This window comes from Mycetohabitans sp. B8 (assembly GCF_021991875.1).
GTDB lineage: Bacteria > Pseudomonadota > Gammaproteobacteria > Burkholderiales > Burkholderiaceae > Mycetohabitans.
In genome coordinates, this window is sequence record NZ_JAHLKR010000016.1 from 81,550 (window position 1) to 96,590 (window position 15,041).

Genomic DNA, 15,041 nt, shown 5'->3' on the forward strand with positions numbered 1-15,041 from the left:
CAGCATGTTGCGGAGTGAAAGCGTGAATGCGAGTCTGGTGACGATCCAGCGAACGGTTTGTGTGGCTGCCGCGCTAGCAATGCTGACGGCGTGTTCGACTCGGCTGGAGCCCGCTCCCGTCATCGACCGCAGCGGCGCGCCGCTTTCTACCACCGGTGTGGGATCGGCGCAGGCCGTGCCATTGGGCCCACCGCCGCCCGGATACTACCGTGTGAAGCCAGGTGACACGCTGTATCGGGTCGCGCTCGAGAATGGGCAGAACTACCGCGACATCGCGGCGTGGAACAACCTGACGAACCCGAACCAAATCGAAGTCGACCAGTTGCTGCGGGTCGTGCCGCCGGGAGCCAACGTCGGGGCTTCGTCGCCTGGCGTCGCGGCCGCGCCGCTCGGTGGTGCGGCGGTGCAGTCGCGCCCGCTCGGCGGCTCAACCGCACCCGATGCCGCGTCGACGCTGTCGATGGCCGCGCCGCCTTACGGCTCGGCGCCGGTGATCGCCTCGATTCCGCCACAGCCGGAGGCGGCGGCCGGCAACGTCAACTTCGCGTGGCCGGTGCGCGGCCCGCTGCTCAATCCGTTCGACGAAGCGAAGAACAAAGGGGTGAACATCGGCGGCGCGCTCGGTGCGCCGGTGAAGTCGGCGGCCGATGGACGCGTTGTTTATGCGGGAAATGGACTGCGCGGATATGGCAATCTCATTATCATCAAGCATAATGCGACGTACCTGACCGCGTACGCGCACAACCGTACCTTGCTGGTTAAGGAAGGCGACCCGGTGACCAAGGGCCAGACGATTGCCCAGATGGGCAGTACCGATTCGGATAAGGTGATGCTGCACTTCGAGGTCCGCAAGCAGGGCAAGCCTGTCGATCCCATGAAATATCTTCCGCCGCAATAGAGCGAACCACTATGGCCAAAGCGAAGCGCCGTCCTTCGACCGACCTGTCGGAACCCGTTGGCGATACCTCCGGTGAGTTGGACGACGGCGAGCGCGTCGCGCGACACGCCGACGAGCCGCCTGCCGAGCACGGACTGGACGATGAGCCGGTGTCGGAGCAAGGCACCGCGGAAGAGGCGGTGGTCGCGGAGCCTGATCCGGATGATTTTCGCACGCTGCTGCAGGCTGAACTGACCGCTGACACGATCCAGCACTACCTAAACCACATCAGTGTGAAACCGTTGTTGACGCTCGAGGAGGAGCAGCGCTATTCGCGGCTGGCCAAGGCGGGGGAGTTCGACGCCCGGCAGATGATGATCGAGCGCAATCTGCGGCTGGTCGTCAGCATTGCGAAAGGCTACCTGAATCGCGGCGTGCCGTTGCTGGACCTGATCGAGGAAGGCAATCTGGGGCTGATGCACGCGATTGAAAAATTCGATCCGACGCGTGGTTTTCGCTTCTCGACCTATGCAACGTGGTGGATTCGCCAGAGCATCGAGCGCGCGATCATGAACCAGGCACGCACCGTGCGCCTGCCGGTCCACGTGATCCGCGAGTTGAACCAGGTGCTGCGCGCCAAGCGCCATCTGGAGCGGACCGCCAGTGCGTCAGCGAGCGGCGCCGGCGAGCGCCATGACGCGAGCATCGACGATATCGCGTACCTGATTGGCAAGACACCCGAGGAGGTGACGGATATTCTTGCGCTCAATGAGCACACTGCGTCGCTGGACGCGCCGCTGGAGTTAGATCCGGCCAGCAGCTTGCTGGATCTGCTGTCGGACGAGCAAAGCCAGTCGCCGGACGCTGAGGTGCAGCACCGCGAACTGGAGACGCTCACACGAATATGGCTCTCGCGCCTACCTGATAAGCATCGCCACGTGATCGAGCGGCGCTTTGGGTTGAACAATATCGAGCCGGTCACGCTCGAGGAACTGGCCGATGAGATGGGGCTCACGCGTGAACGTGTGCGGCAGATTCAGCAAGAGGCACTGATGCGCCTGAAGCGCTATTTTGCTTCCCACGGCGTGCCCAAGGACGCCGTGCTGTGATCCCGGTACTCGTCTTCGATATCGAGACTATTCCGGACGTAGCTGGCATTCGTAAGCTAGAGTCATGGCCTGCGACGATGTCCGATGCCGACGTCGCCGAGTGCGCGTTTGCCGCGCGCCGTGAGAAAACAGGCTCAGATTTACTGCCGCTGCATTTGCAGCGGGTCGCCGCGATCTCGTGCGTGTTCCGTGATCGGGACGGATTCCGTGTGCGCTCGCTGGGCACGCCGCAGGATCCGGAAGCCGCGCTGATCCAGTCGTTTTATCGGGTGATCGAGAAATACACGCCGCAATTGGTGTCGTGGAACGGGGGCGGCTTTGATTTGCCGGTCCTACACTATCGTGCGCTGGTCAATGGTGTTGTCGCACCCAAATACTGGGACCTCGGTGACGGCGACCGGGACTTCAAATGGAATAACTACATCAGCCGGTATCATGCCCGTCATACGGATTTGATGGACGTGCTGGCGATGTACAACGCCCGCGCGAACGCGCCGCTGGACGCGTTGGCCAAGCTGTGCGGGTTTCCGGGCAAGATGGGCATGGATGGCTCACAAGTATGGGACGCGTTCCGGCAGGGCCGCATTGCCGAGATCCGCCACTACTGCGAGACGGACGTCGTCAATACCTATCTGCTGTATTGCCGCTTTCAGTGGATGCGCGGCGTGTTGAGCGCGGCAGACTACGAGGACGAAGTCGCGTTGGTGCGCGACGCATTGACCCGCGAAAGCGCGCCACATTGGCGGGATTATCTGGCGGGCTTTGCCGGCTGACGGCACGGCCGTGCCGCGCGAGCGCGCCGTGACCACGTTTCAATCGCGCTCGAGCATGAGCGTCAATACTGCACCCATTGGATAGTCCAGTCCATGATTAGCATTAGGGGCTTTGCTATGATGGATAAAGATGCCGGGCCCAGCATCGCTAGTCTACAATTTGCGTTTCGTCACAAACTAGGAAGTTTCAAGTTGGTTCACACCGTACAGCCGAAGGCCGCTACATTGGCCGACGCCGCGTCGACCAATGTTGTGTCGATTGGCACGAGCCATGCCCGCGCGACGCTGTCGAGCGCGGCGACTGCGCCGCGCGTCGCGCCCGTGGTTGACATTGAGTCGCTCGATATGGAGGCGCGCGGTGTGGGGCGGCAGGTCGACGAGCAGGGCGTGCCCGGCAAGGTCATCTTCGTCGAGGGGGCGTTGCCGGGCGAAACTGTGTCGTACTCGAGCTTTCGCAAGAAGCCGAGCTACGAGCAGGCGCAAATCGTCAAGATATTGCGCGCCAGCGGTATGCGCACCACGCCGCGATGCCCGTTCTTCGGCACCTGCGGCGGATGCTCGATGCAGCATTTGGACGCGCGCGCGCAGATCGCGATCAAGCAGCGGGTGCTGGAAGACAATCTATCGCACTTGGCCAAGCTGCGCGCGGAACAGATCTACCGGCCGATAGGCGGTCCCTCATGGGGATACCGCTATCGTGCCCGACTCACCGTGCGCCACGTCGTGAAAAAGGGCGGCGTGCTGGTTGGGTTCCATGAAAAGAAAAGCAGCTATGTGGCTGACATGACGCGGTGCGACGTGCTGCCGCCGCACGTGTCGGCGCTGCTCGTGCCGTTGCGGCGGCTGGTCGAGTCACTATCGATCCGGGACCGGTTGCCACAGATTGAGTTGGCAATCGGTGACGCGCTCACCGCGCTGGTACTGCGGGTGCTCGAGCCGCTGACCGAGCAGGATGAGGCACGGCTGCGCGCGTTTGCTGACCAGCACGGCGTGCAATTCTGGCTACAGCCCAAGGGACCGGACAGCGTCACACCGTTCTACCCGGTCGATGTTGAACTGGCCTACACGCTGCCGGAGTTCGATATTCGGATGCCGTTCAAGCCGACCGACTTCACGCAGGTCAACCCCCAGATCAACCGGGTGCTGGTCGGCAAGGCGGTGCGGCTGCTGGCGCCAGCGCAAACCGATCGCGTGCTGGATTTGTTCTGCGGGCTGGGCAATTTCACGTTGCCGTTGGCACGGCGCGCGCGTGAGGTGGTCGGCATCGAAGGCAGTGAGGCACTGACGCAGCGCGCGCAGGCCAATGCGCGTGTCAATGGTCTTGAGGCCCGCACCGCGTTTGCCACGCGCAACCTGTTCGAGGTGGGCGCCGCTGATTTGCACGCGCTTGGCCGGTTTGACAAGTTCCTCATCGATCCGCCGCGCGAAGGCGCGCTGGCCGTGGTTAAGGCGCTTGGCGAGTTGGCGCAGACCGGCGACGCGGCGTGTTTGCCCGGGCGGATCGTCTATGTGTCGTGCAATCCGGCCACGCTGGCGCGCGATGCCGGGTTGCTCGTGCACGAGGCCGGCTATCGGCTGGTTGGTGCGGGCGTCGTGAACATGTTTCCGCACACGTCGCACGTCGAGTCGATTGCCTGTTTCGAGCGTGCGTGAGCTGGCGCAGCTGGCGGGCGGAAAAAGTGGTAGGAGCGCGGTTCGCGGGCGAAAAGCTGGCAGGAGCGCGGTTGGCGAGCGCAGAAGGCGGCTGGCGCGCGCTGGCAGGCGAAAAGGTAGCAGGGGCGCGCGCCGGCGGCGCACGTGGTACGCTGTGAGGGCAGCGTGCGGACGACAGGGTGGCGGCTGGGACGCGCCGGCCGAAAAAAAGCGCGGAGACGGGTCCCCGCGCTCCCTAACTGGGTGTGCGCTGCGCGCCGTCGCAGCGCCGGGGCCGTGACGGCTTAGTTGCGGTTGCCGCCGAAAATACCGAGCAGCGCCAACAGATGCGTGAATACGTTGTACAGATCCAGATAGATCATCAGCGTCGCACTAATATAGTTCGTTTCGCCGCCGTTGACCACGCGCTGCACGTCGAACAGCATGTAGGCTGAGAAGATGACGATCGCCAGAACCGACACCGTCAGCATCAATGCCGGTAGGTGCAGGAACACATTCGCGACCGAGGCCAGCAGCAGCACGAGCACGCCGACGAACAACCACTTGCCCAAGCCGGAAAAGTCGCGCTTGCTGACCGTGGCGACCGTCGCCATCGCCGCGAAGATTAGACCGGTGCCGCCAAACGCAAGCATGATCAGCGACGGGCCGTTCGTGAAGCCGAGAATGAAGCTCAGCAGGCGCGACAGCATCAGGCCCATGAAGAACGTGAAGCCGAGCAGTACGAACACGCCGACTGCGCTGTGCTTGGTCCGCTCGATCGCGAACATGAAGCCGAACGCGATCGCGAGGAAAGCCAGCACGCTCATCATCGGCGAGGTGGCGGCGAATAGCGAAAAGCCGGTGGTCACTCCGATCCACGCGCCGAGCACGGTCGGTGCCATCGACAGTGCCAACAGCCAGTACGTGTTGCGCAGCACCCTATTTCGCGTTTCGGCCGACACGACGGTGCCGGTACGCCCAAACCCGTAGGTACGAGAGTCAGCCATAGTTTCTCCTTGCGTTATCTTGACTTGCAAACAAACTGTGCCGCTGTCGCTCGCCACCTCATCGCGGCGGCCCGACAGCCAAGCTATAACGTGATGTTAGAGCCTTACAGTGGTGTAAGGGTTCCCCCGCCAATGATACACCGGCTCATGCTACAATGGCGGATTCGGTGGACTTCGTAACTTCCTTATTTTCCCGGAGTTTTTTTAATGGCGATCGAGCGCACCCTGTCGATTATCAAACCCGATGCTGTCGCAAAGAACGTGATCGGTCAAATCTACAGCCGGTTCGAGAATGCCGGGCTGAAGATCATCGCGGCTCGCATGGTCCATCTGTCGCGCGCGGACGCGGAAAAGTTCTACGCGGTGCACAAGGAGCGGCCTTTCTTCAAGGATCTGGTCGAATTCATGGTGTCGGGCCCGGTCATGATTCAGGTGCTCGAGGGCGAAAGCGCGATCGTGAAGAATCGTGAGCTGATGGGCGCGACCGATCCGAAGAAGGCGGAAAAGGGCACGATTCGTGCGGATTTCGCGGACAGCATCGACGCCAACGCGGTGCATGGCTCCGACGCGCCGGAAACGGCGGCTGTCGAGGTCGCCTTCTTCTTTCCGGAAGTGAACGTCTACTCGCGCTGAGCGGCGGTAAGCCGGCTGCGCTGGCCTATGCCCGCGCCTGCGGGCATAGGCTGGATCAGCGGCGCGGTGTGCCGCCGCGAGGAGCGCTATCTGAGACGGCAGGCATGACAATGACTGACACGGTCAATCTTCTGGATTTCGATGCTGCGGGCCTGGTTGCGTATTGCGCGAGCCTCGGCGAGAAGCCGTTTCGCGCGCGCCAGTTGCAGCGATGGATCCATCACGGTGGCGTCAGCGATTTTGACGCGATGACCGATCTCGCGAAGTCACTGCGCGACAAGCTGAAGACCCGCGCATCGATTCGTCATCCCGTGGTGCTGCAGGACCACACGTCTGCGGACGGCACGCGCAAGTGGCTGCTTGACGTGGGCGAAGGCAACGCGGTCGAGACCGTGTATATCCCGGAGCAGGGGCGCGGCACGCTATGTGTGTCGTCGCAGGCTGGTTGCGCGGTGAACTGTCGCTTTTGCTCGACCGGCAAGCAAGGCTTTTCGCGTAACCTCGGCGTCGGCGAGATCGTTGGCCAATTGTGGATGGCCGAGTTCGCGTTGCGCACGGCGCGCGGCGGCTTGGCTCCCGGTGAACGGGTCATCACGAATGTCGTGATGATGGGCATGGGCGAGCCGCTGCTGAATTTCGATGCGGTGGTGCCGGCCATGCGGCTGATGCTGGACGACCACGCGTACGGGTTGTCGCGTCGCCGCGTGACGCTGTCCACATCGGGCGTTGTGCCGATGATCGACCGGCTAGCGGCTGAATTGCCGGTGGCGCTGGCCGTATCGTTGCACGCGCCCAACGACGCGTTGCGCGACGAGTTGGTGCCGCTGAACCGAAAGTACCCGCTTGCGGAATTGATGGCAGCGTGTAACCGGTATTTGCGTGTTGCACCACGCGATTTCCTCACGTTCGAATATTGCATGCTGGACGGTGTCAACGACAGTGATGAGCACGCGCGGCAACTGCTCGCGCTGACGCGCGACGTGCCGTGCAAATTCAATCTGATACCGTTTAATCCGTTTCCTGAGTCCGGGCTGTTGCGCTCCCCTCCGGAGCAGATCAAGCAGTTCGCGCAGATCTTGATCGATGCTGGCGTCGTGACGACCGTGCGCAGGACGCGCGGCGACGATATCGACGCGGCCTGCGGGCAGTTGGCCGGCGAGGTCCGTGATCGTACCCGCGTGGCGGAGCGCATGCGGCGCGACGCGCGTACCGGTCTCGCGTCGATCGGGGTGCGCACGGTATAACTGCGCGCGGTATAACGTATGGGCGGAGGTGGGACGGGGCAACAATGAGGGCTTGTGCCGACAGGGCTGGGATGGCGACGTTCGTGGCTCGCTGCGTGCGTCGCGGGATTTTGTGCCGTGCGTCGCGATCGTACGCATGATTTGAATCATGCCGGTGCCGGCGAACGGCGGTTTGCCGGCGTTGCTCCATGGAGGGTTCATCGTTGAGGCGAGATCAGCTCGCGGCGGCGCCGCGAGCAACGAAAAGAATTCCAGTGAGGAATTAGGGATGAGTGACCAGCAGCATCCGACACCGCACGATTCGAGCGTCACGGCCAGACGGCCAGATCCGGGCGCCGCGGCGGAGTCCGCGCGGCAGGTCGGTGCGCAGCTCGAAAAGCTGCGCGAGGCCAAGCGATGGTCGATCGAAGATGTGTCCGCGCGGCTGAAAGTCGCGCCGCACAAGTTGCGTGAGTTGGAGTCAGGCGATTACAGCCATCTGCCGGATACGACGTTTGCGATCGGCGTGGTGCGTAGCTATGCGAAGATGCTCGGCGCCGATCCGACGCCGCTGACCGATACGCTGCGACGCACCAGCAGGCCGATCGAGCCCGAACTGTCGCTGCCCAAGTACAGTGGCGCGGGATTCCCCAGGGGCCGTGTCGTGATGAATCTGGGGGGCGCCCCTAGGCGCCGGCCATGGGTATGGATCGTCGCGTTCGCGATTGCGCTGGCGGCGGTCATCGCGGTATGGCGCACCGGCGGCGAGGCGGGCGGAGGCTGGATCACTCGCCTGAAGACGGGTGGCGCGGATGCGGTTGAGCACGACGGCGGCGCATCGCCGGGCGCCGCGGCGCAGACCGGCAACTTCGGTGACGCCGCGCCGGCGAGTGTGCAGCCGGCGTCGGTGACGAGCACGCTGACTGAATTACCGCGTCCCGCGTCGCTTGATGCGTCGTCGGGCGCGGACACGTTGCCCGTGGCATCGACGGCCACGGCGCTCGCGTCAGCGCCGGCGTCGCCTGCGATTGCGGCCAATGCCCGGCCGGGCGACGCGTCGCCGGCGCTGGGGGCCCCACTGGTGCTGGCCGACGGCGAGGCGGCGGTAACAATCAAGGTGTCGCAGGACAGTTGGTTCAGCGTACGGCAGCGCGATGGCAAGCCGTTATTTTCCGGCTTGCTGCGCGCGGGGGACGAGAAACGTGTACAAGGCATTGCGCCGTTTCGCGTGACCGTGGGCAACAAGGCAGGCATTGAGGCGATGGTGCTCGACGGCAAGCCGGTTCCGTCTGCGAAATACGATGGCGCGCAGGGTAACGTCGCGCGCTTCAGTCTGCCGTAACGAAGGATAGGGGGCGCGTGGCAAGACCAGTGACGGCCAGCCCCGTGCAGTCGTGCGTCTGTCGCAGCGCGCGCACGGTGCTCAATAGGATGAGTGTGTCATGCAATCGGATAATTCGATGCAGTCCAATATTCTGTTTGAATCCGGTGGTGCGCCGGTAGCAAGCCAGGTCGCGTCAGGTGAACCGGTGTTCTGCGGCTCTGCGCCAAGGCGCCGCACGCATGCGGTTACGGTGCGTTGGCAGGACCATACGGTGACGATTGGCGGTGGCGCGCCGGTGCGCATACAGTCGATGACGAACACCGATACTGCTGATCCGATCGGTACCGCGATCCAAATCAAGGAGCTTGCGCAGGCTGGCTCCGAGTTGGTGCGCATCACGGTCAATACGCCCGAAGCTGCGGCCGCGGTGCCGGCGATCCGTGAGCAGCTCGACCGCATGGGCGTGAAAGTGCCGCTGGTGGGCGACTTCCACTACAACGGCCATCTGCTGCTGCGTGAGTATCCGGATTGCGCGCAGGCGCTGTCGAAGTACCGAATCAACCCGGGCAACGTCGGTCAGGGTGCCAAGCGCGGCGCGCAATTCGCGCAGATGATCGAGGCGGCGATCCGCCATGATAAGCCGGTGCGCATCGGCGTGAATTGGGGAAGCCTGGATCAGGACCTGCTTGCGCGGATGATGGACGAGAATGCGCGGCGTGCGACGCCATGGGACGCGCAAAGCGTGATGTACGAGGCGCTGATCCAGTCCGCGATCGGCTCGGCCGAACGGGCTGTCGAGCTTGGCTTGGGGCGCGAGCGCATCGTGCTTTCATGCAAGGTCAGCGGCGTGCAGGACTTAATCGCGGTCTATCAAGCGCTGTCGCTGCGTTGTGACTTTGCGTTGCACCTCGGGCTGACTGAGGCGGGCATGGGTTCAAAGGGCATTGTCGCGTCGACCGCCGCGCTGTCAGTGCTGCTGCAGCAGGGCATCGGAGACACGATTCGGGTCTCGCTGACGCCGGAGCCGGGCGCCTCGCGCACCGATGAGGTCATTGTCGCCCAGGAGATTTTGCAGACAATGGGGCTGCGCTCGTTCACGCCGATGGTGATTGCGTGTCCAGGCTGCGGCCGCACGACGAGCACGGTGTTCCAGGAATTGGCGTCGCAAATTCAAAACTATCTGCGCACGCAGATGCCGGTGTGGCGCAAGCAGTATCCGGGCGTGGAGACGATGAATGTCGCGGTGATGGGCTGTATCGTCAATGGTCCCGGCGAGTCCAAGCACGCGAATATCGGCATCAGCTTGCCGGGAACCGGTGAGAATCCAGCCGCGCCCGTGTTCATCGACGGCGTGAAGACGACCACGCTGCGCGGCGCGCGTATCGCGCAGGAGTTTCAGGATATCGTCAACGACTATGTCCAGCGCACCTATGGCGTGACGGTGGCGAGTGAAGTGGCGTGCGAAGCACAGTCCCCAGCGCAGATCATCATTGAATCGACATGACAGAACAGAAACGTAAGCTAGAGAAGCTGACCGGCGTCAAGGGAATGAACGACATCCTGCCGCGCGACGCCGGCCTGTGGGAGTTTTTTGAGAGCACGGTCAAATCGATGCTGCGCGCCTACGGATACCAGAATATCCGTACGCCGATCGTCGAGCATACGCCATTGTTCACCCGTGGTATTGGCGAAGTGACCGATATTGTCGAAAAGGAAATGTACAGCTTCGTCGATTCGCTGAACGGCGAGCAATTGACGATGCGTCCAGAGAACACCGCTGCCGTGGTGCGCGCGGCGATCGAGCACAATCTGTTGTACGATGGCCCGAAGCGGCTCTGGTATATTGGACCCATGTTCCGCCACGAACGGCCACAGCGCGGTCGTTACCGGCAGTTTCACCAAGTCGGTGTCGAGGCGCTCGGTTTCGCGGGTCCGGACGCCGATGCGGAGATCATCCTGATGTGTCAGCGGCTTTGGGACGATCTGGGTCTTACGGGCATCCGGCTCGAGCTCAATTCACTCGGGCAGGCGCACGAGCGTGCCGCTCACCGCAACGAGTTGATCGCGTATCTGGAGCGGCACGTCGAGTGGCTCGACGATGATGCAAAGCGCCGGCTGTACACGAACCCGTTGCGCGTACTCGACACGAAGAACCCCGCGATGCAGGACATTGCGACGCATGCGCCGAAGCTGATCGACTTTCTTGGGGACGCGTCGCTCGCACATTTCGAAGGCGTGCAACGGTTGCTGAACGCAAACAACATCCCATTTACGATCAATCCTCGGCTCGTGCGGGGGCTGGACTACTACAACCTGACGGTGTTCGAGTGGGTGACCGACAAGCTCGGCGCGCAAGGTACTGTCGCCGGCGGCGGCCGCTATGATCCGCTGATCGAGCAACTCGGTGGCAAGCCGGCGCCGGCTTGCGGCTGGGCCCTGGGCGTCGAGCGCATTCTGGAACTGCTGCGCGAGAATCAATTGGTGCCGCTCGACGAAGGCTGCGATGTGTACGTCGTACACCAGGGTGACGCGGCGCGCGAACGTGCGTTCGTGATCGCCGAGCGGCTGCGCGACACGGGGTTGGATGTGATCCTGCATTGCAGCGCCGACGGCGCGCCGGCGAGTTTCAAGTCGCAGATGAAGCGTGCCGATGCGAGCGGTGCCGCGTATGCGGTGATCCTTGGCGACGACGAGGTGCAGCGCGACGAGGTGTCGATCAAGGCGTTACGTGGCGATCCGGCGGGCGCGGATGGCGCGCAGCAACGGGTGCCGGCCGAACGCTTGACCGAATTCCTGATCGATGCGATGGTTGCACCCGCCGACGAAGGCGACAAATGAATGACTAGGCGAGTATTCACTAGATGAGCTACCACCACGAACAAGAAACCCTCGACAACCTGCAGGCTTGGTGGGCGAAGTGGGGCAATGCACTGACCTGGCTCGTGCTCGCTGCGCTGCTGGCGGGGGCCGCCTACAACGGTTGGAACTGGTGGCAGCGGCGCCAAGCGGCGCAGGCTGCGGTGTTCTATGACACGGTCCAGCAAGCGGTGGCCTCGGGTGACAAGGCGCAAATCGCGCGCGTCGCGGCGGACATGGAAGCGCGCTTCGGTGGCACCGCGTATGCACCGCTTAGCGCGCTGGCGGCAGCCAAGGCGTTGTATGCGGCAGCAGACGTGGCCGGCGCGAAAGGGCAGTTGCAATGGGTCGTCGATCAGGCACGCGGCGACGCGTTCAAGGCGGTCGCGAGGTTGCGGCTCGCCGCACTGTTGATCGACGAGCAGGCTTATGACGCGGGCTTAAAGTTGTTGTCCGAGCCGCCGCCGGCGTTCAGCGGTCTGTATGCGGATCGCCGCGGCGATCTGCTGGCTGCGCAGGGTAAGCGTGACGAGGCGCGCGCCGCGTATCAGACCGCGCTGGCGGCGCTCGAGCACGGTGATTCGTCCGTGCGCCAGCTGATCCAATTCAAGCTCGATGCGCTCGGTGGCTGAAGCCCCGTGCGGCTCGATTTCCGATTGACCCGTCAATGCGCCACTGCTCCATGAATTTTGTCTTCCGCTACGTCCGGCCGCTCGCGTGCCTGCTTTCGCTGACCATGTTGGCTGCGTGTTCGTCCACAAAGGATGTGCGTCGCGTGCCGACCGAACTGACCCCAATCAAGACCGTGCTCGACGTGCATGAGGCGTGGAAGGCCAGCGTGGGCAAGTCCAAACGCTACCTGTTCGCGCCCGCCGCGGTCGGCGACTATGTGTATGCGGCCGGCGCGAACGGTTCGGTGGTCAAGATCGACGCGACCAATGGCAAGGAGGTCTGGCGCACGAAGGTAGGCGCAGACCTGTCGGCGGGTGTCGGCAGCGACGGCACGCTGACCGCGGTCGGCACGCTCAAGGGGGACGTATTCGTGCTCGGCGACGATGGCAAGGTGCTGTGGAAGGCGAATGCATCCGGTGAGATCGCCACGCCGCCGGCAGTGGGCCAGGGCTTCGTGCTGGTGCGCACGATCGACGGGCGCATCACGGCGTTCAATGCACAGACCGGCGAGCAGAAATGGGTTTACGTGAACCGCGCGGTACCGCTGAACCTGCGGACCGCGACCGGCATGACGTTCGCCGGCAACAGCGCGGTGCTGGCGGGGTTCCCGGGTGGCTCGCTTGCCGCGATCAATTTGCAAGGCGGCGATGCGTACTGGCAAACGCCGGTCTCGTATCCGCGCGGTGTCACCGAAGTCGAGCGGATCAACGATGTGGCCGGCGCGCCGACGCTGGTCGGCTCGCAGACCTGTGCGGTGACGTTCCAGGGTCGGATCGGTTGCTTTGATGTGTTGAGTGGACGCGCGCTGTGGGAGCAGCCGTTCTCCAGTTATGGCGGCTTGGCGCAGGACGATCATACTGTGGCCTCGACGGACGACTGGTCGGTCGTGTCGCTATACGATTCAACGACTGGCCAGCCCCTGTGGCAGAACACGCAGCTCAAGAGCCGCGACGTCAGCGCGCCGGCGCTCGTCGGCCGCGCGGTGGTGGTCGGCGACTACAAGGGGTTTGTGCACTTCCTGTCGCGTGACACCGGTGAATTCGTCGCACGAATGAGGACAGGGGGCGCGATCACCGCGCAACCCATCGTTGCCGGCAACACGTTGGTCGTGCAGACCCGCGACGGCAACCTGTACGGTTTCCGGCCGCAATAGGCCGGCCGGCATTCGCGTATGCGCGCCGCCGGCCGCTGCCGGACGGCGCGCGTGCGTTTTTGGAAAAAGCAACATGAAGCCCGTAATCGCCCTTGTTGGGCGCCCCAATGTGGGAAAATCCACGCTGTTCAATCGGTTGACGCGCTCGCGCGATGCGCTTGTCGCGGATCTGCCCGGGCTCACGCGCGACCGCCATTATGGCGAGGGTCGTGTCGGCGAGCAGCCGTACCTGGTCGTCGATACGGGTGGCTTCGAGCCGGTCGCCAAGGATGGCATCCTGCATGAGATGGCCCGGCAGACGCGCCAGGCAGTCGAGGAGGCGGATGTGATCGTGTTCGTGGTCGATGGCCGCAACGGCCTCGCGCCGCAGGACAAGGCGATCGCCGACTATCTGCGCAAGACGGGCCGCCCGATCTTCCTGGTCGTCAACAAAGCAGAGGGCATGAAGTACAGCGCGGTGGCCGCGGACTTCTATGAGCTCGGCCTGGGCGACCCACGCGCGATCTCCGCCGCGCACGGCGACGGCGTCAGCGAGATGATTGGGCAGGCACTCGCCGTCGCCTATGCGGATCGTGTGCCGCTCGACGAAACGCATGCGGGCCATGGCGTAAAAATCGCCATCGTCGGCCGGCCCAATGTCGGTAAGTCGACATTGGTCAATGCGTTGCTTGGCGAGGAGCGCGTGATTGCGTTCGACCTGCCTGGCACGACGCGCGATTCGATCTACATCGACTTTGAGCGCCAGGGCCGCCAGTACACGCTGATCGACACGGCCGGGCTGCGCAAGCGCGGCAAGGTGTTCGAGGCGGTCGAGAAGTTCTCGGTGGTCAAGACGCTGCAATCGATCGCCGACGCCAACGTGGTGATTCTGCTGCTCGACGCACGGCAGGACATCTCGGAGCAAGACGCGCATATTGCCGGCTTTGTCGTCGAGCAGGGCCGCGCGCTCGTGATCGGCGTCAACAAATGGGACGGCCTGGATGAACACGTGCGCGAGCGCACCAAGGCCGACTTGGCTCGCAAGCTCAAATTCCTCGACTTCGCGAAGTCACATTACATCTCGGCGGCGCAGAAGACGGGGATCGGTGCGCTGATGCGCTCGGTGGATGCCGCCTACGCGGCCGCGATGGCCAAACTGCCGACGCCGAAGCTCACGCGGGCGCTGATCGACGCCGTGCAGTTCCAGCAGCCGCGGCGCCGCGGTCCGGTCCGTCCCAAGCTGCGTTATGCGCACCAAGGAGGGCAGAATCCGCCGATCATCGTGATCCACGGCAATGCGTTGGATGCGATCACCGATACGTATAAACGTTACCTCGAAGGTCGGTTTCGCGAAACTTTTGGTCTCGCCGGCACTCCATTGCGCATAGAGTTTCGTTCGAGCCGGAACCCTTATGCGGACAAAGACTGAATGTGAGGCGACGGTCTGGCCGGCAACTTTACGGCCTTGAAAATTCGGCTATAGTGTAGCGATTGACGGCGTTTCTTTTTCTCGCCGCCAATATTATCAACCTGCAAAAAACAACTCGGAGTTTGCTATGAGCAACAAAGGGCAACTGTTACAAGACCCGTTTTTGAACGCATTGCGCAAGGAGCATGTGCCGGTGTCGATTTATCTCGTCAACGGTATCAAGCTGCAAGGCAATATCGAGTCGTTCGACCAATATGTGGTGTTGCTCCGCAATACTGTTACGCAAATGGTGTACAAGCACGCGATCTCGACTGTCGTGCCCGCCCGCCCGGTGAACTTCCATCCCGATTCGGAAGGGTCTTAATCCAATTGTC

At 63.1% G+C, this 15,041-nt stretch carries 13 protein-coding genes and 1 pseudogene; 13 read left to right on the forward strand and 1 reads right to left on the reverse strand.

What is annotated here, in order from left to right:
• The first annotated feature begins 4 nt into the window (after positions 1-4).
• The 4 genes and pseudogenes from KQH60_RS06420 to rlmD all read left to right on the forward strand — a co-directional run bounded on the left by KQH60_RS06420 (position 5) and on the right by rlmD (position 4,412).
• On the forward strand, positions 5-898 hold the full coding sequence (locus KQH60_RS06420) for a peptidoglycan DD-metalloendopeptidase family protein (protein ID WP_237575683.1): 894 nt from the start codon (positions 5-7) through the stop codon (positions 896-898).
• Positions 899-1,089: 191 nt separating this feature from the next.
• A pseudogene (gene rpoS / locus KQH60_RS06425) lies at positions 1,090-1,986 on the forward strand (RNA polymerase sigma factor RpoS); the annotation flags it as partial.
• Positions 1,983-2,759: a 3'-5' exonuclease gene (locus KQH60_RS06430; RefSeq protein ID WP_237575684.1), complete on the forward strand. Its 777-nt coding sequence runs from the start codon at positions 1,983-1,985 to the stop codon at positions 2,757-2,759. The pseudogene rpoS and the gene KQH60_RS06430, both read left to right, overlap by 4 nt.
• A 345-nt stretch (positions 2,760-3,104) precedes the next feature.
• Entirely contained in the window at positions 3,105-4,412 is a 1,308-nt protein-coding gene (gene rlmD / locus KQH60_RS06435; RefSeq protein ID WP_237576074.1) for a 23S rRNA (uracil(1939)-C(5))-methyltransferase RlmD, read from the forward strand.
• A 284-nt stretch (positions 4,413-4,696) separates the two neighbouring features.
• Here the strand turns inward: rlmD and KQH60_RS06440 are convergent, their stop codons facing one another.
• Positions 4,697-5,398: a Bax inhibitor-1/YccA family protein gene (locus tag KQH60_RS06440; RefSeq protein WP_237575685.1), complete on the reverse strand. Its 702-nt coding sequence runs from the start codon at positions 5,396-5,398 to the stop codon at positions 4,697-4,699.
• 207 nt (positions 5,399-5,605) lie between these two features.
• On the opposite strand from KQH60_RS06440, the gene ndk reads away from it, so the two are divergent.
• The 9 genes from ndk to hfq all read left to right on the forward strand — a co-directional run bounded on the left by ndk (position 5,606) and on the right by hfq (position 15,031).
• Positions 5,606-6,031, forward strand: a complete 426-nt coding sequence (gene ndk, locus KQH60_RS06445; RefSeq protein WP_237575686.1) for a nucleoside-diphosphate kinase — start codon at positions 5,606-5,608, stop codon at positions 6,029-6,031.
• Positions 6,032-6,135: 104 nt separating this feature from the next.
• Entirely contained in the window at positions 6,136-7,275 is a 1,140-nt protein-coding gene (rlmN, locus tag KQH60_RS06450; protein WP_237575687.1) for a 23S rRNA (adenine(2503)-C(2))-methyltransferase RlmN, read from the forward strand.
• A 268-nt stretch (positions 7,276-7,543) separates the two neighbouring features.
• A complete protein-coding gene (locus KQH60_RS06455; RefSeq protein ID WP_237575688.1) occupies positions 7,544-8,596 on the forward strand; it encodes a helix-turn-helix domain-containing protein in 1,053 nt (350 codons plus the stop codon).
• A 118-nt stretch (positions 8,597-8,714) separates the two neighbouring features.
• On the forward strand, positions 8,715-10,082 hold the full coding sequence (ispG, locus tag KQH60_RS06460; protein WP_237575689.1) for a flavodoxin-dependent (E)-4-hydroxy-3-methylbut-2-enyl-diphosphate synthase: 1,368 nt from the start codon (positions 8,715-8,717) through the stop codon (positions 10,080-10,082).
• Positions 10,079-11,416: a histidine--tRNA ligase gene (gene hisS / locus KQH60_RS06465; protein ID WP_237575690.1), complete on the forward strand. Its 1,338-nt coding sequence runs from the start codon at positions 10,079-10,081 to the stop codon at positions 11,414-11,416. The genes ispG and hisS overlap by 4 nt, the downstream gene beginning before the upstream one ends.
• Positions 11,417-11,439: 23 nt before the next feature.
• Entirely contained in the window at positions 11,440-12,066 is a 627-nt protein-coding gene (locus KQH60_RS06470) for a tetratricopeptide repeat protein (RefSeq protein ID WP_237575691.1), read from the forward strand.
• A gap of 50 nt (positions 12,067-12,116) precedes the next feature.
• Positions 12,117-13,259 carry an outer membrane protein assembly factor BamB gene (gene bamB / locus KQH60_RS06475; RefSeq protein WP_237575692.1) on the forward strand — a complete coding sequence of 381 codons (1,143 nt, stop codon included), beginning with the start codon at positions 12,117-12,119 and terminating at the stop codon, positions 13,257-13,259.
• A gap of 73 nt (positions 13,260-13,332) precedes the next feature.
• Positions 13,333-14,667: a ribosome biogenesis GTPase Der gene (gene der, locus KQH60_RS06480; RefSeq protein ID WP_237575693.1), complete on the forward strand. Its 1,335-nt coding sequence runs from the start codon at positions 13,333-13,335 to the stop codon at positions 14,665-14,667.
• A gap of 127 nt (positions 14,668-14,794) precedes the next feature.
• On the forward strand, positions 14,795-15,031 hold the full coding sequence (hfq, locus tag KQH60_RS06485) for an RNA chaperone Hfq (protein ID WP_041754221.1): 237 nt from the start codon (positions 14,795-14,797) through the stop codon (positions 15,029-15,031).
• Positions 15,032-15,041 lie beyond the last annotated feature (10 nt).